Consider the following 26,088-nt stretch of genomic DNA (forward strand, 5'->3'; position numbering starts at 1 on the left):
ACCGATCAGCCGATCGTCATCAGGCTCGCATTGCCGCCGGCCGCCGCCGTATTGATGCTGAGCGCACGCTCCACCACCAGGCTTTCGAGCGGAATGTCTGCATCGCCGGGCGCGAAGCCGCGCACGCCGACGATCGGCCCCGGCCGCGCTGCGATGCGCTGCATCACGCCCGACAGGCTCTGCATGCTGCCGTGGTGCAGTGCGGCGTCGAACATCACCGTGTCGGAAGCCCAGTCATTCGCGATGGCCACGCACTGCTGCACCTCGGCCGGCAGCGACGCGCGAAGGCTTTGCGCGGCGGCATCGGCGGGCCAGATCGCGGTGCTGCCCACCGACAACACTGCGGCCAATTGCACCAGCCGGTCCGTCTCCGAGTCGGCCAGGCACAGCACCGCCTCGCGCGGCTCCAGCGTGTAGACGTTGCGCTCGCCGGTCGGGCCGGCCAGCGTACGCGAACTGCCTGAGCGCGACTGTTCGGCGAAGCGCGCGCATTGCGCCATCAGCGCGGGGCGGTCGGTGGCTTCGGCCCAACGTGACAGTGCTGACAGCCCGGCCCGTGAGGCAACAGCTCCACCTGCCACCGCGCGCTCCATCGCATCGTCCGGCCGCGCCGACAGCATGCGCAGCATGTACAGCGGACCACCGGCCTTCGGCCCCGTGCCAGACAGTCCCTCGCCGCCGAACGGCTGCACGCCCACCACCGCGCCGACGATGTTGCGGTTCACATAGACATTGCCCGCCTTGGCGTGCTCCACGATCTGCGCGATGGTTTCGTCGATGCGCGTGTGCACGCCCAGCGTCAGCCCATAGCCCGTGCCGTTGATCTGCCCGATCAGCGCGCCGAGGTCGCGTCTGCGGTAGCGCACGACGTGCAGCACCGGTCCGAACACTTCGCGCTGCAGCTCCGCGATGCTGTCGAGCTCGATCAGCGTCGGCATCACGTAGGTGCCGTTGCGCGTGTCGTGTGCGTACTCGCGGCCCTGGCGATAGACCTTGCGGCCCTTCGAGCGCATGGTCGCGATGTGGCGCTCGATGCCGTCGCGCGCTTCGGCGTCGATCACCGGGCCCACGTCCACGGCCAGCCGCGCGGGGTTGCCGATGCAGGCTTCGGCCATCGCGCCCTTGAGCATCTCCAGCAGCCGGTCGGCGGCTTCTTCCTGCACGCACAGCACGCGCAGCGCCGAGCAGCGCTGGCCCGCGCTGTCGAAGGCCGAGGCCATCACGTCTGTGACGACCTGTTCCACGAGCGCGGACGAGTCGACGATCATCGCGTTCTGTCCGCCGGTTTCCGCGATGAGCGGCACCGGCGCACCATGCGCGCCGAGCCGCTGCGAGAGCGTCTTCTGCAGGATGCGCGCAACCTCGGTCGAGCCGGTGAACATCACGCCCTGCACGCGCGCGTCGGCCACCAGCGCGGCGCCGACGGTTTCACCGCGGCCGGGCAGCAGCTGCACGGCGGCATGCGGCACGCCGGCCTCCCACAGCGCGCGCACAGCTTCGGCCGCCACCAGCGGCGTCTGTTCGGCGGGCTTGGCCAGCACGGGGTTGCCCGCCGCGAGCGCGGCCGCCACCTGGCCGGTGAAGATCGCCAGCGGAAAGTTCCACGGGCTGATGCACACCATCGGGCCGAGTGCGCGGTGCGTGTCGTTCGAGAAATCGCTGCGTGCCTGCGCCGCGTAGTAGCGCAGGAAGTCGACCGCCTCGCGCACTTCGGCGATGGCGTTGGCATAGGTCTTTCCGGCTTCGCGCGTCAGCAGGCCGAGCAGGCGGGGCATGCCTTCTTCGAGCTTGCCGGCGGCGCGGTCGAGCAGGGCGGCGCGCTCGGCAGGCGGCGTGGCGGCCCATGCCGGGGCGATGTCATGGGCATGGGCGATGGCCGATTCGACATCGGCCAGCGTGGCCTCCTGCACCCGTCCGACGATATCGCGGTGGTCGGCGGGGTTCAGCACGCTGACCGCTTCGCCAGCTGGCGCTGCTTCGGCGAGCATCGGCGCTGCATGCCAGATTTCACCGGCGCTGCCGGCGAGCACATGGCCCAGCACGCGCAGGCTGTCGTCGTTCGCCAAGTCGAGCCCCTGCGAGTTGGCACGCTGCGTTCCATACAGCGCCGCGGGCAGCGCAATGGCCGGATGCGGCAGGCCCATCGTGCCTTCCTGCTGCGCCATGCGTTCCACCGTGGCGACCGGGTCTTCCACCAGCGCATCGAGCGAGATCGTCGGGTCCGCGATGCGGTTCACGAACGAAGTGTTCGCGCCGTTCTCCAGCAGGCGGCGCACAAGATAGGCCAGCAGCGTCTCGTGCGTGCCCACTGGCGCGTAGATGCGGCAAGGCCGCCCGAGCGGGCCGACCACTTGCTCGTACAGCGGCTCGCCCATGCCGTGCAGGCACTGGAACTCGTACTGCCCCGGCTTGTAGCGCGACGGGTCCGCCGCCGTGTAGATGGCGGCCAGCGTGTGCGCGTTGTGCGTGGCGAACTGCGGGTACACGGCCTCCGGCGCATCGAGCAGCTTGCGTGCGCAGGCGAGGTACGACACGTCGGTGTAGGCCTTGCGCGTGTAGACGGGGTAGCCGTCGAGCCCGTCGATCTGCGCGCGCTTGATTTCGCTGTCCCAGTACGCGCCTTTCACCAGCCGCACCATCAGCCGGTGCCGGCTGCGGCGGGCGAGATCGATCACGAAGTCGATCACGAACGGGCAGCGCTTTTGATAAGCCTGGATCACGAAGCCGATGCCGTTCCAGCCCGCGAGCGCCGGCTCGAAGCAAAGGCGCTCCAGCAGGTCGAGCGAGAGTTCGAGGCGGTCGGCTTCCTCTGCGTCGATGTTCAGGCCGATGTCGTACTGCTGCGCCAGCAGCGCAAGCTCGCGCAGCACCGGGTACAGCTCGGCCATCACGCGTGAATGCTGCGCGCGGCTGTAGCGCGGATGCAGCGCCGACAGCTTGATCGAGATGCCCGGCCCCTCGTACACGCCGCGATGGTTCGATGCCTTGCCGATCGCGTGGATCGCCTCTTCGTACGCGACGCGGTAGCGCTTGGCGTCTTCCATGGTGAGCGCCGCCTCGCCGAGCATGTCGTACGAATAGCGAAAGCCCCCGGCCTCCAGTTCGCGCGCGTTGCCCAGCGCCTGCGCGATGGTTTCGCCGGTGACGAACTGCTCGCCCATCATCCGCATCGCCATGTCCACGCCCTTGCGGATCAGCGGCTCGCCGCCCTTGCCGATCAGGCGCGTGAGCACGGCCGACAGGCTGGTCTCGCTGTGCGTGGCCACGAGCTTGCCCGTCAGCAGCAGGCCCCAGGTCGCGGCGTTGACGAACACCGACGGGCTGCGGCCCGCATGCGACTGCCATTGGCCGTGCGCGATCTTGTCGCGGATCAGCGCGTTGCGCGTCTCGGCGTCGGGGATGCGCAGCAGCGCCTCGGCCAGGCACATCAGCGCCACGCCTTCCTGCGACGACAGCGCGTATTCCTGCAGCAGGCCCTGCACGAGGCCGGCACGGCCGCCCGCGTTCTTGCGCTCGCGCAACTGCTGGGCGATGCGGTAGGCGAGTTCCTGGGCTTCCTCGGCCTGATTGCCCGGCAGGCGCGCTTGTGCAAGAAGCGGCGGCAGCGCCTGCGGTTCGGCGCGGCGCCAGGCTGCAGTGATCTGCTCGCGCAGCGCCGAAGAGGGCTCGGACAAGCCATCGGCAAACGCCGCGAAGGAAGAGGGCAGGGGGTCGGCGCTGGTGGTGCTCATGAGGGGCTCGTGCTGGTGATATGTTGGATGATCCGCGTCCTTGTGGCGAATTTGTGTTCGAAGAGAGGCGCTTTGGTAGAGCAAATCGCTAGGTCAGTCAGGTTCACAGCTTGTGGCGGGCAGAGAATCCGCGTTCCGTCCCTGGAGTCTCGCGAACATGCACAGCTACAGATGGTCCCTTCCTTTTCTGATGGCCGTATGCCTGCCGGCATCCTGGCCGGCGCACGCGGCGGCAGCCGACCCCTCCGCCTGCACGTCTTCGGCGGCCACGGACTGCTTGCGCAGCTTCACGCCGGCCGGTGCCGGAGGCGCGCTGCACTACTACTCGTCGCTCGCTCCGGATGCTCCGACGGCAACCACCGGGCCGACGAAGGCGCTCATCGCCATGCATGGCCATTCGCGCGACGCCAACAAGACATTCGAGGCAACGCTGCGCACCGTCCGCAACGCCGGTGCGCTGGACGACACGCTGGTGGTCGCGCCGCTCTTCCAGGTGCCTGCCGACAAGGCTGCCAGCCGGTGCAACTCGCCGGGCCTGCCCGCGCCGCAGCCCGGCGACCTGCTGTGGACCTGCGGCTCATGGCTCGAAGGCGGCCGCTCGGCGTCGGGCAGCCGCATCGGCTCGTTCGCGGTCATGGACGCGCTCGTGGCCGAACTGGTGCAGCGCTGGCCGAGCCTGCGCACAGTCACCATCGCCGGCTTCTCGGCCGGCGGGCAGTTCGCGCAGCGCTATGCCGCCTTCGCGCAGAACGGCGGCACGGCGGGCAAGGTGGCCATGCGCTACGTGGTCGCCGATCCGAGCACGTGGCTCTATTTCGATCCGGTGCGCCCGCAGCTGTCGTCCGACGGTGCGTCAGTCTCGGGCTTCGCGGTGCCCGATGCCGCGGCGTGCCCTGAGATGAACCGCTGGAAGTACGGCACCGACGACCTGCCAGCGCACCTCGGGCGCAGTGCCGCGCAGGCGCGCCGGCAGTATGCGGAGGCCGACATCAGCTACCTCGAAGGCGAACTGGACAGCAACGATGCGCGGGGCACGGCCTACCGCGTGCTCGACAAGTCCTGCGCGGCCGCCGCTCAAGGCCCGTTCCGCCTGCAGCGCGGCCTGGCCTACGCGCAGTACGACCGCACGCTGCTCGCGCCGGCCAAGCGCCGCGAGGTCGTGGTGGTGCCGGGCTGCGCGCATGACGTGGCGTGCGTCTTTCCATCGGAAGCCGCGCGCGCCGCATTGATCGGCCCTCCGCGCTGAGGGCGGTTCGCCGGGAGGCTTGACGCAATTTCCTTTATGGTGGATATTTAATCCAATATGAAGGAAATAGAAGAAACACCGTCCGGCCTGAACGACCGCATCGCGCAGCGCGTGCGCGACCTGCGTGCGCAACGCGGCCTCTCGCTTGATGCGCTGGCCACGCACTGCGGCGTCAGCCGTTCCATGATCTCGCTGATCGAGCGAGGCGAAAGCAGCCCCACCGCTGTGCTGCTCGAAAAACTCGCGACCGGCCTTGGCGTATCGCTGGCCTCGCTGTTCGAGGCGCCCGCGCCCGCCGCCGATCCGGTGTCGCGCCTAGCCAGCCAGCTGCAGTGGCGCGACCCGCACTCCGGCTATGTGCGGCGCAACGTGTCGCCGGGAAGCTTTGCATCGCCGATCCAGATCGTCGAGGTGCTGTTTCCGCCCAAGGCCCGCGTGGCTTATGAAACCGCGGCGCGGGAGCCGGTCATCCACCAGCAGGTGTGGGTGCTCGACGGCGTCATCGAACTCACACTGGGCGACGACCAGCATCGGCTCGCCACCGGCGATTGCCTGGCGATGGTGCTCGACCGCCCCATGAGCTACTACAACCCCTCGCGCACTACCACCCGCTACGCCGTGGTGATCGCGACAGTGCCCTCTTCGTGGAGATGAACAACATGACGACTTCCGACACGCCCCGCATCCATGTCCTTTCTACGGTGAGCGATGCTCAGGTCCAGGCGCTGGCCGACCTGTTGATCGATTGCGTCGAGGGCGGCGCGTCTGTCAGCTTCATGCTCCCGCTGGCCCGCGAGCGCGCCCTCGCGTTCTGGCGGAAGGTGGCCGATGGCGTGGCGCGCGGCGAACGTGCATTGCTCGTGGCCGAAGACGCCGAGGGCCTCCTCGGAACAGTGCAACTCGTGCTCGACCAGCCCGAGAACCAGCCTCACCGCGCAGAGGTCTCGAAGATGCTGGTGTACCGCAGGGCGCGGCGCCGGGGCATCGGCGCGCTGCTGATGCAGGCGGCCGAGGACCAGGCGCATGCGCACGGCAAGACCTTGCTGGTGCTCGACACGTCGAGCGCCGAAGCCGAGCGGCTCTATGCCCGCATGGGCTGGCAGCGCGTGGGCGTGATCCCCGGATTCGCATTGCTGCCGGAGGGCGAACCGTGCAGCACCACCTTCTTCTATCGCGCGCTGCAGGCCCGCGCACAGGCACCGGCGGCAGGCTGAGCCGAACAGATTTGTATCGCACCTTGTCTGGCGCGCGGCCAGATACGGAGCGCGACCATTCAGTGCCTGCCCCGACACACTGCGAAGGCAGGTGCTGCGATGCAATGGGTGCTTCATCCACTCGACACGAAGCCCGCCATGACCATGCACTCGTTCCATCGTCCATCAGGCCGCGCGCTGGCAGCCTTCCTGATGCTGACCGCAGCCTTCGCCGCGCAGGCACAGTCGTCTTCCGCGACAACCGATCCACGCGGCCGCTGGATCACCGCGAACGGCAACCTCGAAGTGGAGCTCGCACCGTGCGGCACCGCGCTGTGCGGCACCGTCACCAAGGTCCTCGGCAATCGATCGATGGCGCCCGGCGGCGGCGACATGCAACCCGCCGACAGCCGACCGGCCCTCGGCATGACGCTGCTGAAAGACTTCATGCCAGTCGATGCGACCGATCCGTCCCGGCCGCCCACCGAATGGGCCGGGCAGATCTACAACCGCGAGAACGGCAAGACCTACAGCTGCAACATGTCGGTCAGCACCACCGGCAATCCGGCGGGTGAGCTGCTGCTGCGTGCGTACGTCGGGCTGCCGCTGTTCGGCAAGACACAACGCTGGGTGCGCGCCGCGTCGGACAACTGAGTTGCCATGCGCGGCCGGTCGGTCAGTCGGTCAGGCGCACCACGCGCCCGCTGCGCACGCCCAGCGATTTGCCATCGCGCCACGCAGGCCGCCCGTTGACGATGACGGCATCGATGCCCTCCGCGCGCAGCGTAGGGGCCTCCCAGGTTGCGCGGTCGGCAATCATGTCGGCATCGAACACGGTGATGTCGGCAAAGGCGCCTTCGCACAGCACGCCGCGGCCGGGCAGGCGGAAATGCCTGGCCGTCAGCCCTGTCATCTTGTGCACCGCCTGTTCGAGCGAGAACAGACCGACGTCGCGGCAGTAGTGGCCCAGCACGCGCGGAAAAGTGCCCCACAGGCGCGGATGCGGTGACGCGTCGTGCGGCATGCCATCGGAGCCGATCATCGTTTGAGGAAAGGCGAGCACGCGCCGCACGTCGGCCTCGTCCATCAGGAAGTAGATGGCGCCGGCCGGCTGCAGCAGGTCGACCGCATCTTCCATCGACACACCGAGGCGCTGCGCGATCGCGTCGAGGTCCATGCCCGCGAACTCGGGGTGCGGCCGTGACTGGGTGACGATGATTCGGCTCGACACCGCAATGCGGTCCTTGCGCAGGATGGTGGAGCCCGCGCAGTAGGGATAGCAGTCGAGCGCGATCGGCTGCTGCGCCATGGCCTCGCGCACGTGGGCCAGGGTTTGCAGCGAACGGCCGTGGTTGTGCGGGCCGATGAGCTTGTGGTGCGACACCACCACCGGTGCCTGCGCCGCACGGCCGATAGCGAAAGCCTCATCCAGCGCGGCGAAGACATGGTCGCCCTCGTCGCGGATGTGGCTCGCGTACACGCCTCCATAGGGGCCGATCACTTCGGCGACTTGCGCCATCTCTTCGGTCGTGGCTGGCATGGCCGTGGGATAGGCCGCGCCGGTGGACAGCCCGATGGCGCCGCTGGCCATGGCCTCGGCGAGCAGCGCCCGCATGCGCACGATCTCTTCCGGTGTGGCGGCCCGGTCGAGGCGCTCCATCGTCGCCGCGCGCAAGGTGGTGTGGCCCACCAGGCAGGCCGCGTTCACCGCGGCGGGCGCAGCTTCCAGGCGCGCGAGGTAGGCCGCGAAGGTGGCGTCGCCGAACAGGGCGGGGTCGTGGCCCAGCAGGTTCAGCGGTGGCGGCACGGTGGCGCCGGCCGGCGCGCCCCAGGGCGCGAGGCTGATGCCGCAGTTGCCGGTGACGACCGTCGTCACGCCCTGGCTCAGCTTGGCCGGCATGTCCGGCTCGAGCAGGAGGTAGCGGTCGTCGTGCGTGTGCGAGTCGATGAAGCCCGGCGCCACGATGCGACCGGTGGCGTCGATCTCGACCGTGCCACGCAACGCCGACAGGTCGCCGACGGCAGCCACGCGCGCACCGCGGATGCCGACATCAGCCTGGTGCCGTGCGCTGCCGGTGCCGTCGATCAGTGTGCCGTGGCGCACCACGAGGTCGAAGTCGGCCATGTGCGTGCGCGCGCTTCAGTCGAGCTTGGCGCCCGAGTGCTTGACCACGTCGGCCCACATGGGGCGCTCTTTCCTGGCGAGGTCGAACAGGTCCTGGCGCGGACCGGTGTGGACCTCATAGGCCTGGGCGGCCAACTGCTGCTTCACCGCGGGCGAATTCAACGCCTTGTTGAAAGCCGCGTTGAGAGCGTCGAGGATCTTCGGATCGACGCCGGCCGGTGCAACATAGCCGGTCCACGCCACGGCCTGGTATTTCTTCAGGCCGGTCTCGGCGATGGTGGGCAGATCGGGCAGGCGGCTGTCGCGCGCGGCGCCGGTCACGGCCAGCGGCGTGATCTTGCCGCCCTTGAGGTGCGGAGCGATGGAGGTGATGTTCTCGAACACCAGGTCCACCTCGCCGCGCATCAGCGCCATGTCGGCTTCCAGCCCGCCCTTGTACGGGATGTGCACGATGGACACGCCGGCCATCGACTTGAACATCTCGGCACTCAGGTGGCCGGTGGTGCCGTTGCCGCCGGAGGCCACGGTGAGCTTGCCGGGCTGCTTCTTGGCCATGTCGATGAGGCCGGCCACGTCCTTCACGCCGAGGTCGCTGCGCACGGCCAGCACGTTCTGCACGAAGCCGGTCAGTGCCACCGGGGCGAGCTGCGTGTCGGCGTCGTAGGGCAGCTTCTTGTAGAGCGACTGGTTGATCGCCAGCGTCGCCACGTTGGCATAGGCGATGGTGTAGCCGTCCGCGGGGGCGGCGATGGTGGCCTGCGTGCCGATGATGCCGGAGGCGCCGACGCGGTTCATCACCACCACCGACTGGCCGAGGTCGCGGCCCACCGCATCGGCGAGCAGCCGCGAGACGATGTCGGGCGTGGTGCCGGCGTTGAAGGGCACGATCAGGGTGATCGGCTTGTCGGGGTACGCGGCCTGCGCGTAGCCGCACAGGGCCAGCGCGGCCAGCGGCGCAGCCAGCACATTCAAGAGCCAGCGGCGGGAGGCAAAGGAACGGACGTTGAAGAACGACATGGTCAAGGCTTTCTGAAGAGGATCGATGGAGGGGCTTGCGGTCTCCTGGGCGACGCTGCGCCGGGGCATGGCGGCGTCGGCCTCGTTGCTATGGGAATGGATGAGATGGGCGCTACGCCATCACGGACTGCAGGACCGGCAGGTCGACATTGCCGCCCGAGAGAACGAGCACGGCGCTCTGCCCGCGCAGCGAGACATGGCCGGCCAGCATGGCCGCGAGCGCTACGCTGCCGCCGGGCTCGACGACGAGGTGCAGTTCCTCCAGCGCGAATCGCATCGCGCGGGCCACTTCCGCATCCGTCACGGCGACGGCCTCGTGCAGCAGCGGCTGGTTGATGGCGAACGGCAGCTCTGCGGGCGTGACGGCCTGCAAGGCATCGCACAGCGTGCGCGCGCCGGGTGCGTTGGTCTCGCGCCGGCCGCTGCGCAGCGAGCGCACGGTGTCGTCGAAGCCCGCGGGCTCGACGGCCACGCGCCGCGCGCCGGGGCTCAGCGCATCGAGGGCCAGGCAGCAGCCGGCCATGAGGCCGCCGCCGCCGCAGGGCGCTGCGAACAGGCCCAGGGTTTCCCGCGCACCGGCCGGCAGGTCTTGCAGCGCTTCCAGTGCCACGGTGCCCTGCGCGGCCAGCACCTCGGGGTGGTCGCCCGGCGGAACCAGCGTGCCGCCGGTCTCGGCCAGCAGGCGCATGCCGATGTCCTCGCGGCTTTCCCTCTCGCGGTCGTAGTGGACGACCTTCGCGCCCTGCGCGAGCGCGCGCGCCACCTTGGTCTTCGGGGCATCGACCGGCATCACGATGGTGGCCGACACGCCCAGTTGCCGCGCCGCCCAGGCAATCGCCTGGCCGTGGTTGCCCGTCGAGTAAGCCACCACGCCGCGCTCCCGCTGCTGCGGCGTGAGCGCCAGCAGGGCGTTGAAGGCGCCGCGGGCCTTGAAGGAACCGGTGACCTGCAGGCTCTCGGGCTTGATCCAGACGGTGCCGCCCGCCAGCGCGTCCAGCGCGGGCGAGCGCAGCAGCGGCGTGCGCTGCACGTATGGCGCAATGGCTTGTGCGGCGCGCAGCACGTCGTCGAAACGGGGCACGCGCATCGTGCCGAGCATCGCGTGTTCGATGTGGTCCGGCAGCGCCGCGGCAGAAGAAATGAAGGAGGTGCTCGTCATCGCGCGGGCCTCCTTCACGCCGGTTGCCACACCGGGGGCTCGGTGCTGCCGGTCTGGCTGGTGAGCCGGGTGTAGGCCTCCAGGCGGCGGTGCTGGGCGAAGTTGAAGATGGTGTTGCGGCCCAGCTGGCACATGTCCAGGTTGCAGTCGGCCACCACCAGCTCGTCGTCCCAGCTGGTGGCCATGGCCATGATCTCGCCCTGGGGGTTCACGATGATGGAGTGGCCCATCAGCTCGAAGCCGTCCTCGTTGCCGGCCTTGGCCACGCCCACGCCGAAAGTGGCGTTCTGGTAGCACCCGGCCTGGATGGAAAGCTGCGAGTGGAAGTTGCGCAGGTGGTGCGCCTCGAAGCCGCGGTTTTCCTGGTTCACCGCCGGCGTGTTGTAGCCCAGCATGACCAGCTCGACCTGCTGCAGCCCGAGCTCGCGCCACGCTTCGGGCCAGCGGCGGTCGTTGCAGATCAGCATGCCCAGGTTCACGCCGTCCACCTGGCCCACCGGCGCCCGCACGACCGGAAAGCCCAGGTTGCCTACCTCGAAGTAGCGCTTCTCCAGGTGCTGCACCTTGCGGATGGTGGAAAACTCCTTGTGCCCCGGCAGGTGCACCTTGCGGTACTTGAGCACGATCTCGCCCGAAGGCGCGATCACCACCGAGGTGTTGAAGCGCCGCTTGCGCACCACGCCGGTCTCGTCGGCCTCGTGGGCGATCTCGGCGTAGCCCAGGTAGCAGGTCAGCCCATAGCGGCGAATGGCATCGAAGATCGGCTGCGTGGTGGGCGAGGGCAGCGCCTCCTCGTACCACGCGTCGGCCTCGTCGAGGTTCTCGACGTACCAGCGCGGAAAGAAAGTGGTGAGCGCCAGTTCGGGAAACACCACGACATTGGCGCCGCGCTGATGCGCGCGCTCCAGCAGGCGCACCATGCGGGCCACGACGGCATCGCGGCCTTCGGCTTTCTGGATGGGCCCGAGCTGGGCGGCGGCGACGGTGATCAAGCGGTTCATGGCGGCAGAAAAGTTGGTCTGAGCCAAATGATCTGGCCCGCCGCCCCTGCGGCCAACTGCGCCTGAACCGCCCCGGCAGGCCGCGAGGGCATGCTTCGGATCTGCCGCAAGTGATTGATTTCAAACACAAAACTCGTGGCGCCCAAGGCGCCCCGACCCGCTCGTCGATAACCACGCGTTATGCCCTGGGGACAAAAGGTGATGGACGTCCGGCCCGCGCTGTCAATGGCGCGCAACGAATGGCCCGGCTCAGGGGCGAGGCGCACGCACGGGCGCATCCTCGCCCGGGTGCTCGGGCAGCGTGAGGGCGAGCGCACTGTCGCGCCCCTCCTGCTTCAGCAGCCGTTTGAATACGGCCAGGAACTCCTTCGCCATGGCCGACAGCGGGCTGACGTTGGTGTGGATCAGGTAGATGCGGTGCGCAAGCGTGGGCGAGAGCGGCTTGAGCACCACGCCATCCGTCATCACCGAGCGCCGCGCACCGAAGGCCTCGATCAGCGCCACGCCGACGCCCTCACGCACCAGCGCCATCGCCTCGGGCGTGGAGCGGATCTCGACGTCGGCGCGCAAGGGCAGGCCCGACGCGGCGAGGAAGTCGGCCGTGAGCCGGCCGAAGGGCGTGTCGCGCCCGTAGCCGATGAAGGTCTGGCCCACCAGGTCGCTCGCGCTGATTGCCTCGGCCTGCGCCAGTGGATGGCGCTCGGGCACCGCGCATTCGATGAAGCTGTGGCCGATCGCCCGCGATGCCGCATTGGCACTGGCCGGCGGCGGCATCGAGGAGATAGCCAGGTCCGCGTGGCCCAGCAGCACGTGCGGCAGCAACTGGTCGAACGGCAATGGCCTGTACTTGATGCGCACGTCGGGATAGCGGGCCCGGAAACGCTTGATCGCCACCGGTATCAGCCACTCGCTGAAGCTGGGGCTGGAGACCAATGACAGCTCGCCCTGCGAACCGCCGACCAGGTCGGCCGCCAGTGCATTGAAGCGGCGCACGCCCTCCAGGATGCTTTCCACCTCCGAGAACAGGCGGCGCGCCTCGGGCGTTGGCTGCAGGCGCCCGCGCACGCGCTCGAACATCAGCATGCGCAGCCGGCTCTCCGTCGTGGCCAGCACGCGGCTGACGGCCGGCTGGGAAACGCACAGCATGCGCGCCGCCCCGCTGAGGGTGCCGGCAATCATGATGGCGTGGAAGACTTCGATCTGCCGCAGATTCAGCGGCACCGGCGGGGTCAGGAGCGTGGCGGGCATGGCGCGGGACACCATGCAAGTAGCACGCCACCGCGCGGAGGCTGCGCGGCCTGCAGCCTGCTAGCGCGCCCCGAACGCCGCGTTCTCGAACAGATCCTTGAACTCACGCGGTTGCGAGCGCCAGTACTGGTGCGGCGCTTTTACCTGCGCGCCCAGTTCGGCGGCGGCATGCCACGGCCAGCGCGGGTCGTACAGGATCGCGCGTGCGAGCGACACCGCATCGGCCTGCCCCTTGGCAATGATTTCCTCCGCCTGCCGCGGCTCGGTGATGAGGCCCACGGCAATGACCGGCATGTCGACCTCCGACTTCACGCGCTCGGCAAACGGCACCTGGTAGCCCGCGCCGAGCGCGATGGCCTGCTTCGGCGACACGCCGCCGCTCGATACGTGGATGGCCGCGCAGCCGCGCGCTTCGAGCGCCTTTGCAAAGGCGACGGTGCCGTCGAGGTCCCAGCCGCCCGGCACCCAGTCGATGGCCGAGACGCGCACCCACACGGGCTTGTCAGTGGGGAAGACTTCGCGCACCGCATCGAACACCTCGAGCGGAAAGCGCATGCGGTTCTCGAGGCTGCCGCCGTATTCGTCGTCCCGGTGATTGGCCAGCGGCGAGAGGAACTGGTGCAGCAGGTAACCATGCGCCGCGTGGATCTCCAGGCCATCGAGACCCAGCCGCGCCGCGCGCCGTGCGGCTTCGACGAAGGCGTTGCGGATGCGGGCGAGCCCTGCGGCATCGAGCGCGATGGGCGGGTCTTCGGTGGGCGCATGGGGTACGGCCGAGGGCGCATACGCCTTCCAGCCGCCGGGCTCGTCCGGCCGGATCTGCTTGCCGCCTTCCCACGGTGCACGGCTCGATGCCTTGCGCCCCGCGTGGCCCAGTTGCATCGCGACCTTGATGGGCGAGTGCGCACGCATCGCATGCAGCACGCGCGCCAGGCCTTCTTCATTGGCATCGGAATACAGCCCGAGATCGCCGGGCGAGATGCGCCCCTCGGCTTCCACCGCCGTCGCTTCAAGGATCAGCAGCCCCGCACCGGATAGCGCGAGATGGCCCAGGTGGATCAGGTGCCAGTCGCCCGGCGTGCCATCGACGGCGGAGTACTGGCACATCGGCGCGATGACGATGCGGTTGTCGATTTGAAGGGGGCCGAGCCGCAGGGGCTCGAAGAGACGGGGCTTGCTGATGCTGTCGTTGCTCATGACGATGCGGCTCCACAGGTGCTGTAGTTGCGCGAATTCTGCGGGGTCTTCGCGATCGGTGCCGGGGCCGGCGCGGAAGCCTTGCGGCTCAGGGCGGTATGGATCAGCAGCGCGCCGACCACCATCGCCATGCCCACCGCCTCGTTCACCGTGGGCAGCCTGCCCAGCGCCGCGCTCATCAGCAGCGCCGACACCGGCACGAAGTTGATGAAGGCCGTGCCCGTCACTGCGCCCAGCGTGCGCACGCCGTAGTTGAAAGCCAGCACCGCGATGGCCGAAGACACCAGGCCGACGTACAGCAATGCCTGCCACGACAGCCGCAGGCCTTCCATGCTGGGCGCATGCGTCCAGCCCAGCAGCGTGCCGACCAGAGCCGTGGCCAGCAGCAGCGGCCACGAGGCCAGCACTGTGAGCGCCGTGTACTCGATCACGTCGAGTTCCGGAAAGCGCGCGGCGCCGCGCGTGTACCAGACCCAGCCCAGCGTTCCGACGAAGGCCACCGCGTCGCCGAAGAGCGTCGATTCGCCCGAAGCCCCGGCGCCGAACAGCAGCCCCGACACGATGGCCACGCCCAGCAGCGACAGCGCCGTGGTCAGCAGCGTGGAGCGGCTCGGCCGCACGCCGTCGAGCGCCCAGCGCAGCAGCTGCGTGGTCATGGGCGTGGTCGCCATGATCACCGCGCCGTGCGAGGGCACCGAGTGCGCCAGGCCCGCCAGCAGCATCACGCTGAAGATGCCGAAGCCCGCGAACCCGCGCACCGCCAGCGGCCCGGCATGCTGGCGCAGCTTGCGCCACGGCGCCGCCCCGCGCGGAACGATCAGCAGCACGAACAGCAGCGCGGACATGCTGTAGCGGATGAGCGTGAACCACGCCGGCTCGACGTGGTGCAGCACGCCCTTGCTGACCAGGAACATGCCGCCCCACCCGGAGGTGGCGAGCAGCAGCGCGGCGATGCCGAGCAGGCGTTGGCGATGGGACATGGGGAAGCCTTTTCTTGCAATGAATCGATGCCCCAAGAATCGGTGCTGGGGCCCGCAAATGCCATTCGCTTCTTTGGACAGGGGTCTCCAAAAAAGCGAACAGACTGAAGCGGCCGCCAAGCTCACAATCCGCTCCCATGGAGCTCTACCAACTCAAGACCTTCGTCGCCATCGCCAAGGAAGGCAGCCTGACCCGCGCCGCCGAGCGCGTGTTCACCAGCGCACCGGCGGTGAGCGCACAGCTCAAGGCGCTGGAAGACGAGCTCGGCGTGAAGCTGTTCGAACGCACGCCGAAGGGCATGTCGCCTACCGAGGCCGGCCTCAGCCTGCTGGAAGAGGCCGAGCGCACGCTGGCTTCCGCATCGCGCATGCGCTCGGCGGCCGACCAGCTGCGCGGTGCGGCGCAGGGCGTGGTGCGCTTCGGCACCGTGGTCGATCCGGTGGCGCTGCGGCTCGGCGAGGTGCTGGTGAAGCTGGCGGAGCGCCATCCGCAGGTCGCGCTGCAGCTGAAGCAGGGCCTGTCGTACGAAACGCTGTCGGCAGTGCAACGCGGCGATCTCGACTGCGCTTACGTTCTCAGCGACGGCGAGCAGATCGATGGGCTGGAGCTGCACCGCCTCGGCGTGATCGACCTCGTCGTGACCCTGCCGCTGCCGGTGGCTGAAGCGCATCCCGACCTCTCGCTGGACCAGCTTACGAACCTGCCATGGGTGGGCACGCCGCCTTCGTGCATCCTGCGCGTGCATCTCGAAAAGCTGTTCGCCGGCGCAGGCCGTGAATACCGCCAGGGCCGCACGGCCGATGGCGAGAGCGCCATCCGCAGCATGGTCGCAAGCGGCATGGGCGCGGGCCTGATGCGGCTCGACCAGGCAGAGCAGGGCGAGCGCAATGGCGAACTCGCGATCTGGAACGGATGGCGTTCGCACACTTGGCTGTGTTGGGTTGCGCCGGCTGAGGGCAGGCGGCCTGTGGCGGTTGATGCCGTGCGCAGTGCTGTGATGGAGGCGTGGGCTTGAAGTGTTGGCGTGGCTCGTTCGGGGCGCGATCACGCCGACGGGGTACCTTGCTCCGCGAATGTCCCCCGGCCTTCGGCCTCCTCCTTTATTTCGCTGCGCAAGGCACCCCATCGGCGTGATCGTTCAGCGAGCAGGGACAAATTTTCACCACCCAGTGCTCATTCTTAAAGGCTTCTTCTTAACAGGCATGCCAAACGGCTTATTGCCCGCACAACGAGCCGCCGATACCTTCGAATCGCGCCTCATCCGAGGCGCGATTCGCATGGAAAACGGACAACCACAATGGCTCATTCACTCCCCGCGTTCCGGCCCAACTTCGGCCGGCGCCTGCAACAACTACTGGCGTGTGCCGCGCTGCTCGCGGCCGCCACCGTCACATCGGCCGCCGAGCCCGCCAAAGATCATCCGCTGGTCGGGCGCTACGAAGGCTCGGTGATGGATGCCTTCCAGAGCAAGGACTACGACGAAGTCGGCCTGCTGCGCGAACCGATCCAGAACTGGGGCGACCCCGTGCCCAAGCCGCGCCTGCTGCAAGTCGCGGGTAAGGTCTCGCTCTACTACTACCGCCTGCCCGATGGTCGCTCGCTGCTCGAAGTGCAACGCAACTACGAGGCTGGCCTGAAGGCCAAGGGCTTCCAGACACTGTTCGCGTGCGCCACCACCGACAGCAGCTGCTACAAGAAAGACCTCGACCGCGAAACGCCGTTCACCGACGTCTCGGTGCTGGCCAACACCATCGACACGCCCGAGTGGCCGATGATCGGCCGCGGGCGCCAGTTCGTGAGCAACTATTTCGACAACAGCGGCCGCTACCTGCTCGCGCAATACGACGGCCCCAACGGCAAGGTCTACGCCAGCATCGCGCTCGCCGAAGGCAACAGCCGCGGCAACTTCGCCTTCGTGCGCGTGGTCGAGAGCAAGGCGATGGAGAGCGACAAGATCGTCTTCGTCGATGCCACGGCCATGCAGAAGGGGCTGGCGGAGAACGGCCGCATCAGCCTCTACGGCATTCACTTCGACCTCGATAAGGACAGCATCAAGCCCGACTCGCAGCCCACGCTCGACGAGATCGCCAAGCTGATGCGCAGCAACCCGCAACTGCGCGTGCAGGTGGTGGGCCACACCGACGCGCAGGGCGAAGAGCCGCACAACGCCGACCTCTCGCGCCGGCGCAGCGTGTCGGTCATTGCGGCGCTTGCGAAGACGGGGCTCGATGCGCGGCGATTCACTTCGCGCGGCGCCGGTTCCAAGGAGCCGGTGGCGCCGAACACCAACGAAGAAGGCCGCGCGAAGAACCGTCGCGTCGAGCTGCTGCGGCTGTAGCCGCGCGGTCAGTCGGCGGTCAGCTGACGGTCGTCAGATCGGGGCCGGCTTGCAGTCGGTTTCCATGGATTGCCGGGATGGCAGGCCACGCTTGGGCCTGTCATCATTCGCGGCTGCATGAATAACGACTCGAAGAATTTTCTTGCCGATCTGTTGAATCGCGCCAGACAAGCCCTGGCGGACCCGGCGGGTGTGCTGCCCGCGGCAACGCCCGCCACCGGCGAAGCAGGGTGCGTGGTGTTCCTTGCTACTGGTGAAGACGACACCCGGGCTCGCGTGGTTTCTGGGCGTGGCGCCGACATCGACGCCGCATGGCGCGCCGCCGCCGAGAAAGCCAGGCGCACCGGCCAGACACCACAGCGCTTGCGCGCCGAGGTGGTCGACAAGGTCACGCCCATGAGCTGGGCCGCGCTGAAGGCGAAGCTGGCCAAAACCAAGCGCAACTACTTCAACGAGGGCATCGCCTTCGATGCGCGCTTCGAGTTCGCGCTGCTCGCGCAGGAAATGCACGGCAGCGCGATCCTCTACAACGGCGACGTGGAGCATGCCGAGCCCAACACCGGCAACCTGCGCCTGCACTGCAAGCGGCGCTTTGGCCGCGAGATCGACTTTCCTGCGGATGACGCGACGCCCGTCTGGTGCTTCACCACGCGGGCCGTGTACGTGGATGCAAAGGGCGCATGGCCCATCACCGCCGAAGGCCAGGCGGCCGGATTTCGCGAGCTGCGCGAATGGAATGCGCGGCAAGTCCATGCGCTGGTAGACAACGCCGGCAACTACCTCGCCGAGCAGGTCAAGCCCACGGGCGAGTTCCACTACGGCTGGTTTCCCTGCTTCGACCGCGCCATCCCCACCTACAACACGCTGCGCCACGCCAGCTCCACCTACGCGATGCTGGAAGCCTGGGAGCTCACGCGCAGCGACACGCTCAAGGCCGCCATCGACCGCTCGCTGGCCTTCCTCACCGGCACGCTGATCCGCCCGGCCCACCTGCCGGACGGCACGCGCGCCGCCTACCTGCTGGACATCGGCAGCGAGATCAAGCTCGGCGGCAACGCCGTGTGCCTGCTCGCGCTGGTCAAGTACACCGAGCTCACGGGCGACAGGAAATACCTGCCGCTGCTGGAGCAGCTCGCGCTCGGCATCCGCCACATGCAGGATGCGGAGACGGGCAGCTTCGTGCACGTGCTGAATGCGCCCGCGCTCGACGTGAAGGACAGGTTCCGCGTCATCTACTACGACGGCGAGGCCGCTTTCGGCCTGATGCGGCTGTACGGCCTCACGCGCGACGAGCGCTGGCTCGCGGTCGTCGAGAAGGCCTTCGATCATTTCATTGCCGCTGAGCACTGGCGCGCGCACGACCACTGGCTGAGCTACTGCGTCAACGAACTCACGCGCTACCGGCCCGAGACGCGCTACTACCAGTTCGGCCTGCAGAACGTGGCGGGCTATCTCGACTTCGTGCTGGAGCGCATCACCACCTTTCCCACGCTGCTCGAACTGATGATGGCCGCGCGCGACATGGTGCTGCGGCTCGAAGCCGATCCCGCATTGCGCCCATTGCTGGCCGGTCTCGACCGCGACAAGTTCGACCGTGCGCTGGCATACCGCGCGCGCTACCTCGCCAACGGCCACTTCTGGCCCGAGCTGGCGATGTTCTTCCGCAATCCGGCGCGCATCGCCGGCTCGTTCTTCATCAAGCACCACAGCTTTCGCGTGCGCATCGACGACGTGGAGCACTACCTCTCGGGGTACGTGGCGTATCACCGGATGCTGAAGGAGCGCGAGGCACAGCAAGACGCGCAGGCAACAACAGCTACCGGCATCATTGCCTGGGGAGGTGACGTGAATCTCGCGCGCCGCCAGCACTACCGGCTGCACGAACTCGGCGGCGCGAAAAAGATGCTCGGCGACATCGCCGCGCTGCGCGAGGCCGACCTGCGCATCGCGAACCTCGAATGCGTGGTTGCCACCATCGGCGAGCAGGGCGTCGACAAGGACGAGACGGCTCCCTACTACTACCGCGCCCGCCCCGAAATGCTCGCGGTGCTGACCGAGGCCGGCATCGGCATGGTCACCACCGCCAACAACCACAGCGGCGACTACGGCCCCGATGCGCTCATGGAACAGCAGGGCCTGCTGGACGCGGCGGGCATCGCCCACGCCGGCACAGGCCGTACGCCAGAGGCGGCGTTGCGCCCGGCGTTCCGGCGCGCGGGCGGCGTGCGCGTGGCGCTGTTCTCGCTCGACGCCACGCAGCCCGAATTTGCCGCCACGGCCGAGCGTGCGGGCGCCGCCTGGCTGTCGCTGGACGACCCTGCTGCGTGGACCGCCACGCTCGCGCCGCGCATCGAGGCCGCGCGCCGCGAGGCCGATGTAGTGCTGGTGGCTGTGCACTGGGGTGCCAACCTCGAGACCGAACCCACGCAGGCCGAGATCGCCGTCGGCCATGCCATCGTCGATGCCGGCGCGGACGCGATCCTCGGTACTTCGGCGCATGTGCTGCAGGGCATCGAGATCTATCGCGGCCGGCCGATCCTGCACGACGCCGGCGACCTGCTGTTCGACTCGGTGCGCAACGACTTCGCAGACTCGGGCGTGTTCTCGCTGACGCTGGGGCCGCGCGGTGTCGAGGAGGTGATGTTCACACCCATTGGCGTCGGCTTCGGTTTCTCGCGGCAGCTCGAAGGCGACAAGGCGCAGGCCTTGAGCGAGCGCTTTGCAGCGCAATGCCGCGCGCTCGGGACGGAGATGGTTCTGGTGTCTGGCGGCCGTTGCGCGGTGCGACTGTCGCCGCCCGAGCGGCCTGCCTTTCGGCCCGACTCGGCCTCCGCAGCCGCACCAGTCTTCAGCCCGGCGCCTGTCGTGGAGTCGGTACAGACACCACGGCCCGAATGGCTGGTCGACGCCGTGCCCGAAGACGCGCGCATCACGCCGCTGCAGATCGGCCCGCTGCGCCTCGTGGGCCTGCGCTGCACGCCGTGGCAGATCGTCGGGCGCCGCATGCTGTGGGTCGAATCTTTCTGGATCGCTGACGAGCCCGTCGCGGTCGACCTGCGCTTGTACTTCCGCGCGATGCCGATGCGCAGCACCCGCATGCCGCCCTGGGGCGAGAGCATGGACCACGACCCCTGCGACTGGATGTGGCCCACCAGCCGCTGGGAGCCCGGCCGCATCTACCGCGACCGCTACGGCCTGCGCCCGCCGCGCGGCGGCCTGCTGGAAAGCGACGTGCTGCAGCTCGAAGTGAGCGTGCGCGGCGCACTGCCTGACCTGCCAGCCGCGCGCCGTCTCGCGCTGTGGTGCGGCCTGCGCGTGCCGGACGCTCCTACGCCCTTGCCGGAACGCACAGCGCCAGTGCTCATGGCCGACCGCCCCGGCGCGGGCCCCGACCCCGCGCCCGTGTGGACCGCCGAGCAACTGCAAAAGGCCACGCGCGGCCGATGGCTCGTCGAGCCGCCGCCGGGCTGGTTCGCCAACTCGGTGGTGCGCGGCCCGGTCCACATGGAGCTGCTGCCGAAGCCCTCGCTCTTCGTCGCCTCCGACTACCGCACACTGGCCGCGCACGAGAACTACAGCAAGCCGCGCACCGACAACTGGGATCGCCACCTCGAACTGCCCCGCCTGCACTCCGAGCTGGCCGGCGCAGTGGTCGCGCACGCGGTGGACGGGCTCGATCCGGCCTTCCCGCTGCTGCAAGTGGACGATCCCATTGCGGCAATGCTCGCCATGGGCGCCGCCGCGCGGGCGCGCTACAAGGGCTTCGTGGTGGGCGTGACCGGCACGGTCGGCAAGTCGTCCACCATCGCGATGCTGCGTGACCTGCTGCCCGAGCGCGCGCGCGTGCACACCACCATCGACAACTACAACTCGCGCGTCGGCGTGCCTGCCATGCTGGCCAACCTCGGGCCCGACGTGGACGTGTGCATCCTCGAGATGGCGCAGAGCGGGCTATGGATGGACCGCGGCCCGATCTCGCTGGTGGCGCGGCCGCACGTGGCACTCATCACCGAGATCGGCCTGTCGCAGACGCGCCAGGCCTCGACGCTGGAACTCACGGCCGAATACAAGTCGCGCATCTTCCTGGGGCTGGAGCCCGGCGGCGTGGCGATCGTGCCCGATCACATTCCCTGCCTGCAGCAGGTGGTGGCAGCGGCCGCACGCACGGCGGGCGCCCTCTGGGTGGTCGGCACCGGGCCCGAGGCCAACGTGCGCATTGTCGACACCCGGCCCGAGCCCTGTGGCGGCTGCCGCGTGCGTATTGCCGTGCCAGGGCGCACGCTGGAGTACCTGTTTCCGGTCGAGAGCGCGGGGCTGGTGCGCAACTCGGCGCTCGCATTCGCGGCCCTGCTGGCCATGGGCTTCGATGGCGAGGCCGCCTGCGCGCGCATGCCGCACGTGCGCCTGCCGGCCTCGGTGATGCAGGTGCGCGCGCTGCGCACGCAGGCCGGCGTGCAGGCCACGCTGATCGACGACAGCTGGAACGCCGAAGTCATGTCAATGCATAACGCGATGGAGTTCGTGCGCACCTGGCAGCGCGCGGAGAGCAGCGGCCCTGTGATGCGCAAGATCGGCGTGCTGGGGCGCATCGTGAATCTCGACAACGACACCGAGGCCATGCACCGCAGCCTGGCCGGGCCGCTGCTGGCCTCGGGCATCCAGCACCTCGTGACGCATGGCGAAGAAATGCGCTGGCTGCGCGAGGAAGTGCCCGCCGATCTGCTCGGCCCGCACTTCGACAACGCCGTGCAGCTCGCGAACTACCTCGAAGGCTTTTTGCGCGACGGTGACCTGGTTCTGGTGAAGGGCGACCGCGACCGATCCGACTTCGGTAGCATCCCCGCACTGCTGCAACGGCTATGACTGCATCGAGCCTCTTCCGTCGATATGCGCGCTGCGCCCTCGTTCTGCTCGCGCTGGCGCAGGCGGCCTGCGCGCAGCGTACCGGCCCCGACGTGCCCCGGCCCTTCGCTGCGGCCAACGACGAAGTGCTGCACTGGAACCAGCCCGCCGACCGCGCCAGTTGCCCCGACCGCAACAGCTACCTGTGGGTGCAGACCGCAGAGGGCCCCGCCTGCATCCGCTACTTCGCGAGCGACGACATCGAGGGCGCGCGCATCGCCATCGTGCAGTTCTCGGGCGACCGCGACAGCGTGATGGACCAGGCGCCCACGCGCATTCCCGACAACACCGAAGACCTGCGCATGCTCGATGCGCAGCGCAGCCGCGACCGCGCGGGCGTGCCGTGGATCTTCGTGGCGCGGCCCGGCACGTACGGCTCTTCGGGCGACCACCGCAAGCGCCGCCAGCTGGTGGAGTTCCACGCGCTCGATGCCGCGCTCGACGCGCTCATGCAGCGCCACAGGCTGCAGCGCATCGTCATCGTCGGCCACAGCGGCGGTGCCACCGCGGGCGCCGCGCTGCTCACGCTGGGCCGCACGCGCGTGGCCTGCGCGGTGCTGACTTCGGGTGCCTACGGATTGCTGGAGCGCGCGCGCCTGCTGGGCCGCTCGAGAGACGGCCGCACCGACACCACCGGCAGCGCGCAGTTCTATGACCCGCTGGACCACGTGGGCGGCATCGTGCGCGACCCGGCACGGCGTATCGTGCTGATCGGCAACCGCGACGACAGGAACACGCCCTTCGCGCTGCAGGAGCGCTTTGCCGACGCTGTGTCCAAGGCCGGTCATCGCATCGAACTGCGCACGCACGCCGCCGAGCCGCCCGACTACCATGACCTCAAGGACCGCATCGCGCTGCGCACCGCTTCGCAGTGCGCGCGCGAGGCGTTGTTCCCCTAAACAATTCCGGCAGGCAGGAGACACATGAGCAGCAGCATCACATCGCGCGAGTTCGGCCGCATGCCCGACGGCCGCATCGTCACCGAATACACCCTCAGCAACGGCCGCGGCCTGAGCCTGAGCGCCATCAACCACGGAGGCATCGTCACCGCGCTGCGCGTGCCCGACCGCGATGGGCGCAGCGCGAATATCGTGCTGGGCTTGCCGACGCTTGCCGACTACCTCAAGCCGCATCCGCATTTCGGCACCATCGTCGGACGCTTTGCGAACCGGATTGCGGCGGGGCGCTTCACGCTCGACGGCACGGTGCATCAGCTGGGGCTGAACGATGGCGTCAACTCGCTGCACGGCGGTGCGAAGGGATTCGGCACGCGCTTCTGGGACATCGTGCCGCTGTCGGCGCAAGAGGCCGGCGACGACATCGCCATCGAGCTGCGCTACACCAGCGCCGACGGCGAAGAAGGCTACCCCGGCGAGGTACAGCTGACAGTGCGCTACACGCTGAGCGCGAGCGCAAACACATGGCGCATCGACTACAGCGCCCTGACCGACAAGCCCACGGTGCTGAACCTGAGCCACCACGACTACTTCAACCTCGCAGGCAGCGGCTCGGTGATGGACCACCGGCTGATGATCGCCGCGAGCCGCTACTGCCCGGTGGATGTGACGCTGATTCCGACTGGCTTGGCCGATGTGGCTTCGACGCCGTTCGACTTTCGCAGCGCGACTCGCATCGGCGAGCGCATCCGCGAAGGCCACGAACAGTTGCTGCTTGCACATGGTTATGACCACAACTGGGTGCTGGACTGCGCTCAACTCGATCGCGGCCTCGCGCTTGCGGCGCGGCTGGAGCACGAGGCCACGGGCCGCGTCATGGAGGTGCACACCAGCGAGCCCGGCGTGCAGTTCTATTCAGGCAATTTTCTCGACGGCAGCCTGATGGGCAGCGCGGGTACCAGCCTGCGGCAGGGCGATGGGCTGTGCCTGGAGACGCAGCACTATCCCGACTCACCGAACCAGCCGGGGTTTCCGTCTACGGTGCTGCGGCCGGGGGAGGTGTTCCGCAGCTCGACGGAACATCGTTTCGGCGTTATCGGCTGAACTAGCCAGCGAACAGTGCCGCCGGCACGCCAGGGCTGTCGATGCGCACCTTGAACAACCCACCCGCCAGCGGCTCGGCCGCCTGCTGTTCTGCAGTAAGCCCGTTGCGCGCGGTCGTGATGTAGAGCGTGCGCAGGTCGGCATCGCCGAAGGCGCAGTCGGTGACGTGGCTCGCGGGCAGCACGATGCGGCACAGCTCGGCTGCGCTCACCGGGTCATGGCAGGTCACGCAGGAGCCGCCCCAGTGCGCGATCCACAACCGGCCGGCCGCGTCGGTGGTCATGCCGTCGGGCAGACCATCGGGCTTCGGAAAGCGGTGCCACACGCGCCGGTTCGACACGGTGCCCGCTTCCATGTCGAAGTCGTAGGCGTAGAGATTGTTCAGCACCGTGTTGTTGAAATACATGGTGCGGCCGTCGGCCGACCACGTCGGGCCGTTGGTCACTTCGAAGCCGTCGTCGTGCTTCGTGCAGCGGCCGTCGGCGTCGTAGCGGTAGAGCGCGCCGGTGGGAGCCTTGCAGTCGAAGTCCATGCTGCCGCCCCAGAAGCGGCCGCGGCTGTCGCACTTGCCGTCGTTGAAGCGGTTGCCGGTGCGCTCGGGTTCGGGCTGGTGCAGGTAGTGCGGCTTCGCGCCGGCACCCGGCAGCTGTGTAGTGTCGAAGAGCGCGAAGCCGCGGCGCAGCGTGAGGATCAGGCCCGGTGCCGTCGCGCGCTCGGAGATCGCGGTGATCTCTTCGTCGAACTGCCAGGCCCGTCGCGCACCGTCGGCGGGGCGAAACCAGAACAGGCGCGGCGTGAGGATGTCGATCCAGTAGAGCGCCTGTTCGCGCTGCGACCAGAGCGTGCCCTCGCCGAGCTCGGCGCCGGCGGGCCAGATGCATTCGGGCTCGCCTGCGACCGAAGGCGCGGGCAATGAGGGAAGGGGGCTTGTCTCTTTCATTTGTTCTTTCCTTGTGATGTCTTCTTGACGCGGCGGATCGTATCAAGGCATATTGATAACGGAAATTGAAAATACTGGCATCAACTGATATTCATATTGCAATGTCGTGTGATGCGTACCTCGGAGACTTTTCTTGAATTCCCCCCAGCTTTCCATTCATCCCAGCTTGAAGGACCGCACTGTGTTCGTCACCGGTGGCGGCAGCGGCATTGGTGCGGCCATCGTCGCTGCTTTCGCTGCGCAGGGCGCGCGCGTAGCCTTCGTCGATATTGCCGAGGGCGCCAGCGCGGCGCTCGCGCAGCAAATCAAAGAGGCCGGCCACGCGGCGCCATGGTGGCGCGCCTGCGACGTGCGCGACATCGCCGCGCTGCAGAAGGCCATTGCCGACGCGGCCGCCGAACTCGGCGACTTCGCTGTGCTGGTCAACAACGTGGCGAGCGACGACCGCCACACACTCGAATCGGTCACGCCCGACTACTACGACAACCGCATGGCCATCAACGAGCGGCCCGCGCTGTTCGCGATCCAGTCGGTGGTGCCGGGTATGAAGCGGCTGGGCTTCGGGTCGGTGGTCAACCTGGGCTCGACGGGCTGGCAGACCAAGGGATCGGGCTACCCCTGCTACGCAATTGCCAAGTCGTCGGTGAACGGGCTCACGCGCGGGCTCGCGGTGGACCTGGGCCGCGACCGCATCCGCATCAACACCGTGTCGCCCGGCTGGGTGATGACCGAGCGGCAGGTGAAGCTGTGGCTCGATGAAGAGGGCGAGAAGGCCTTGCAGCGCAACCAGTGCCTGCCCGACAAGCTGATGCCGGAAGACATCGCGCGCATGGTGCTGTTCCTCGCGTCTGACGACGCGAAGATGTGCACGGCGCAAGAGTTCACCGTCGACGCCGGCTGGACGTAATCAGGCACTCCCCCAGGCTTCGCGCACTTCGTGTCGCTTCGCCAACCCCCTCGCCGGGGGCAATGCCAGCGGCCCGGCAAAGCCGGTTCCGCGGCATTCCGCG

Annotated in this window: 19 protein-coding genes; 10 read left to right on the forward strand and 9 right to left on the reverse strand. The window is 68.5% G+C overall.

Annotation, left to right across the window (positions count from 1 at the left end):
* Window positions 1–5 precede the first annotated feature (5 nt).
* Complete coding sequence (gene putA / locus BLV60_RS00235; RefSeq protein WP_093048135.1) at window positions 6–3,731, reverse strand: trifunctional transcriptional regulator/proline dehydrogenase/L-glutamate gamma-semialdehyde dehydrogenase; 3,726 nt, start codon at window positions 3,729–3,731, stop codon at window positions 6–8.
* A 157-nt stretch (window positions 3,732–3,888) separates the two neighbouring features.
* On the opposite strand from putA, the gene BLV60_RS00240 reads away from it, so the two are divergent.
* The 4 genes from BLV60_RS00240 to BLV60_RS00255 all read left to right on the forward strand — a co-directional run bounded on the left by BLV60_RS00240 (window position 3,889) and on the right by BLV60_RS00255 (window position 6,824).
* On the forward strand, window positions 3,889–4,977 hold the full coding sequence (locus tag BLV60_RS00240; protein WP_093048138.1) for a hypothetical protein: 1,089 nt from the start codon (window positions 3,889–3,891) through the stop codon (window positions 4,975–4,977).
* A 57-nt stretch (window positions 4,978–5,034) separates the two neighbouring features.
* Entirely contained in the window at window positions 5,035–5,631 is a 597-nt protein-coding gene (locus BLV60_RS00245) for a helix-turn-helix domain-containing protein (protein WP_093048141.1), read from the forward strand.
* A 5-nt stretch (window positions 5,632–5,636) separates the two neighbouring features.
* On the forward strand, window positions 5,637–6,191 hold the full coding sequence (locus tag BLV60_RS00250) for a GNAT family N-acetyltransferase (RefSeq protein WP_371127338.1): 555 nt from the start codon (window positions 5,637–5,639) through the stop codon (window positions 6,189–6,191).
* A 138-nt stretch (window positions 6,192–6,329) separates the two neighbouring features.
* Complete coding sequence (locus BLV60_RS00255) at window positions 6,330–6,824, forward strand: DUF2147 domain-containing protein (protein ID WP_093048147.1); 495 nt, start codon at window positions 6,330–6,332, stop codon at window positions 6,822–6,824.
* Between the two features lie 22 nt (window positions 6,825–6,846).
* On the opposite strand, the gene BLV60_RS00260 is transcribed toward BLV60_RS00255, so the two are convergent.
* The 7 genes from BLV60_RS00260 to BLV60_RS00290 all read right to left on the reverse strand — a co-directional run bounded on the left by BLV60_RS00260 (window position 6,847) and on the right by BLV60_RS00290 (window position 14,897).
* The gene (locus BLV60_RS00260; protein WP_093048150.1) at window positions 6,847–8,295 is read right to left on the reverse strand and encodes an N-acyl-D-amino-acid deacylase family protein; all 1,449 of its coding nucleotides are present in this window, start codon (window positions 8,293–8,295) and stop codon (window positions 6,847–6,849) included.
* Window positions 8,296–8,310: 15 nt separating this feature from the next.
* Window positions 8,311–9,312, reverse strand: a complete 1,002-nt coding sequence (locus BLV60_RS00265) for a Bug family tripartite tricarboxylate transporter substrate binding protein (protein ID WP_093048152.1) — start codon at window positions 9,310–9,312, stop codon at window positions 8,311–8,313.
* Window positions 9,313–9,424: 112 nt separating this feature from the next.
* Complete coding sequence (locus BLV60_RS00270; RefSeq protein WP_093050250.1) at window positions 9,425–10,411, reverse strand: threonine ammonia-lyase; 987 nt, start codon at window positions 10,409–10,411, stop codon at window positions 9,425–9,427.
* 74 nt (window positions 10,412–10,485) lie between these two features.
* A complete protein-coding gene (locus tag BLV60_RS00275) occupies window positions 10,486–11,472 on the reverse strand; it encodes an N-carbamoyl-D-amino-acid hydrolase (protein ID WP_093048155.1) in 987 nt (328 codons plus the stop codon).
* 249 nt (window positions 11,473–11,721) lie between these two features.
* Window positions 11,722–12,720 carry a LysR substrate-binding domain-containing protein gene (locus BLV60_RS00280; protein WP_093050253.1) on the reverse strand — a complete coding sequence of 333 codons (999 nt, stop codon included), beginning with the start codon at window positions 12,718–12,720 and terminating at the stop codon, window positions 11,722–11,724.
* Window positions 12,721–12,780: 60 nt separating this feature from the next.
* Window positions 12,781–13,917, reverse strand: coding sequence for an NADH:flavin oxidoreductase/NADH oxidase (locus BLV60_RS00285; protein WP_093048158.1), 1,137 nt, complete (start codon window positions 13,915–13,917; stop codon window positions 12,781–12,783).
* Window positions 13,914–14,897: a DMT family transporter gene (locus BLV60_RS00290; protein ID WP_093048160.1), complete on the reverse strand. Its 984-nt coding sequence runs from the start codon at window positions 14,895–14,897 to the stop codon at window positions 13,914–13,916. Before BLV60_RS00290 ends, BLV60_RS00285 begins: the two co-directional genes overlap by 4 nt.
* A gap of 137 nt (window positions 14,898–15,034) precedes the next feature.
* Between BLV60_RS00290 and BLV60_RS00295 the strand changes: the two genes are divergently transcribed.
* The 5 genes from BLV60_RS00295 (at window position 15,035) to BLV60_RS00315 (ending at window position 24,138) form a co-directional block, all read left to right on the forward strand.
* Window positions 15,035–15,913, forward strand: a complete 879-nt coding sequence (locus BLV60_RS00295) for a LysR family transcriptional regulator (RefSeq protein WP_093048165.1) — start codon at window positions 15,035–15,037, stop codon at window positions 15,911–15,913.
* A 282-nt stretch (window positions 15,914–16,195) separates the two neighbouring features.
* Window positions 16,196–17,236, forward strand: coding sequence for an OmpA family protein (locus BLV60_RS00300; protein ID WP_093048168.1), 1,041 nt, complete (start codon window positions 16,196–16,198; stop codon window positions 17,234–17,236).
* Window positions 17,237–17,353: 117 nt separating this feature from the next.
* Window positions 17,354–22,099 carry a CapA family protein gene (locus BLV60_RS00305; protein WP_093048171.1) on the forward strand — a complete coding sequence of 1,582 codons (4,746 nt, stop codon included), beginning with the start codon at window positions 17,354–17,356 and terminating at the stop codon, window positions 22,097–22,099.
* Window positions 22,096–23,037, forward strand: a complete 942-nt coding sequence (locus BLV60_RS00310) for an alpha/beta hydrolase family protein (RefSeq protein ID WP_093048175.1) — start codon at window positions 22,096–22,098, stop codon at window positions 23,035–23,037. The genes BLV60_RS00305 and BLV60_RS00310 overlap by 4 nt, the downstream gene beginning before the upstream one ends.
* A 24-nt stretch (window positions 23,038–23,061) precedes the next feature.
* Window positions 23,062–24,138: an aldose epimerase family protein gene (locus tag BLV60_RS00315; RefSeq protein WP_093048178.1), complete on the forward strand. Its 1,077-nt coding sequence runs from the start codon at window positions 23,062–23,064 to the stop codon at window positions 24,136–24,138.
* Window position 24,139: 1 nt separating this feature from the next.
* On the opposite strand, the gene BLV60_RS00320 is transcribed toward BLV60_RS00315, so the two are convergent.
* The gene (locus tag BLV60_RS00320) at window positions 24,140–25,078 is read right to left on the reverse strand and encodes an SMP-30/gluconolactonase/LRE family protein (RefSeq protein WP_093048181.1); all 939 of its coding nucleotides are present in this window, start codon (window positions 25,076–25,078) and stop codon (window positions 24,140–24,142) included.
* Window positions 25,079–25,211: 133 nt separating this feature from the next.
* Here BLV60_RS00320 and BLV60_RS00325 point away from each other — a divergent pair, with 133 nt between their 5' ends.
* Window positions 25,212–25,985, forward strand: a complete 774-nt coding sequence (locus tag BLV60_RS00325; protein ID WP_093048184.1) for an SDR family NAD(P)-dependent oxidoreductase — start codon at window positions 25,212–25,214, stop codon at window positions 25,983–25,985.
* Window positions 25,986–26,088: the final 103 nt, after the last annotated feature.

Source organism: Variovorax sp. YR634 (genome assembly GCF_900106655.1).
Classification (GTDB): domain Bacteria; phylum Pseudomonadota; class Gammaproteobacteria; order Burkholderiales; family Burkholderiaceae_C; genus Variovorax.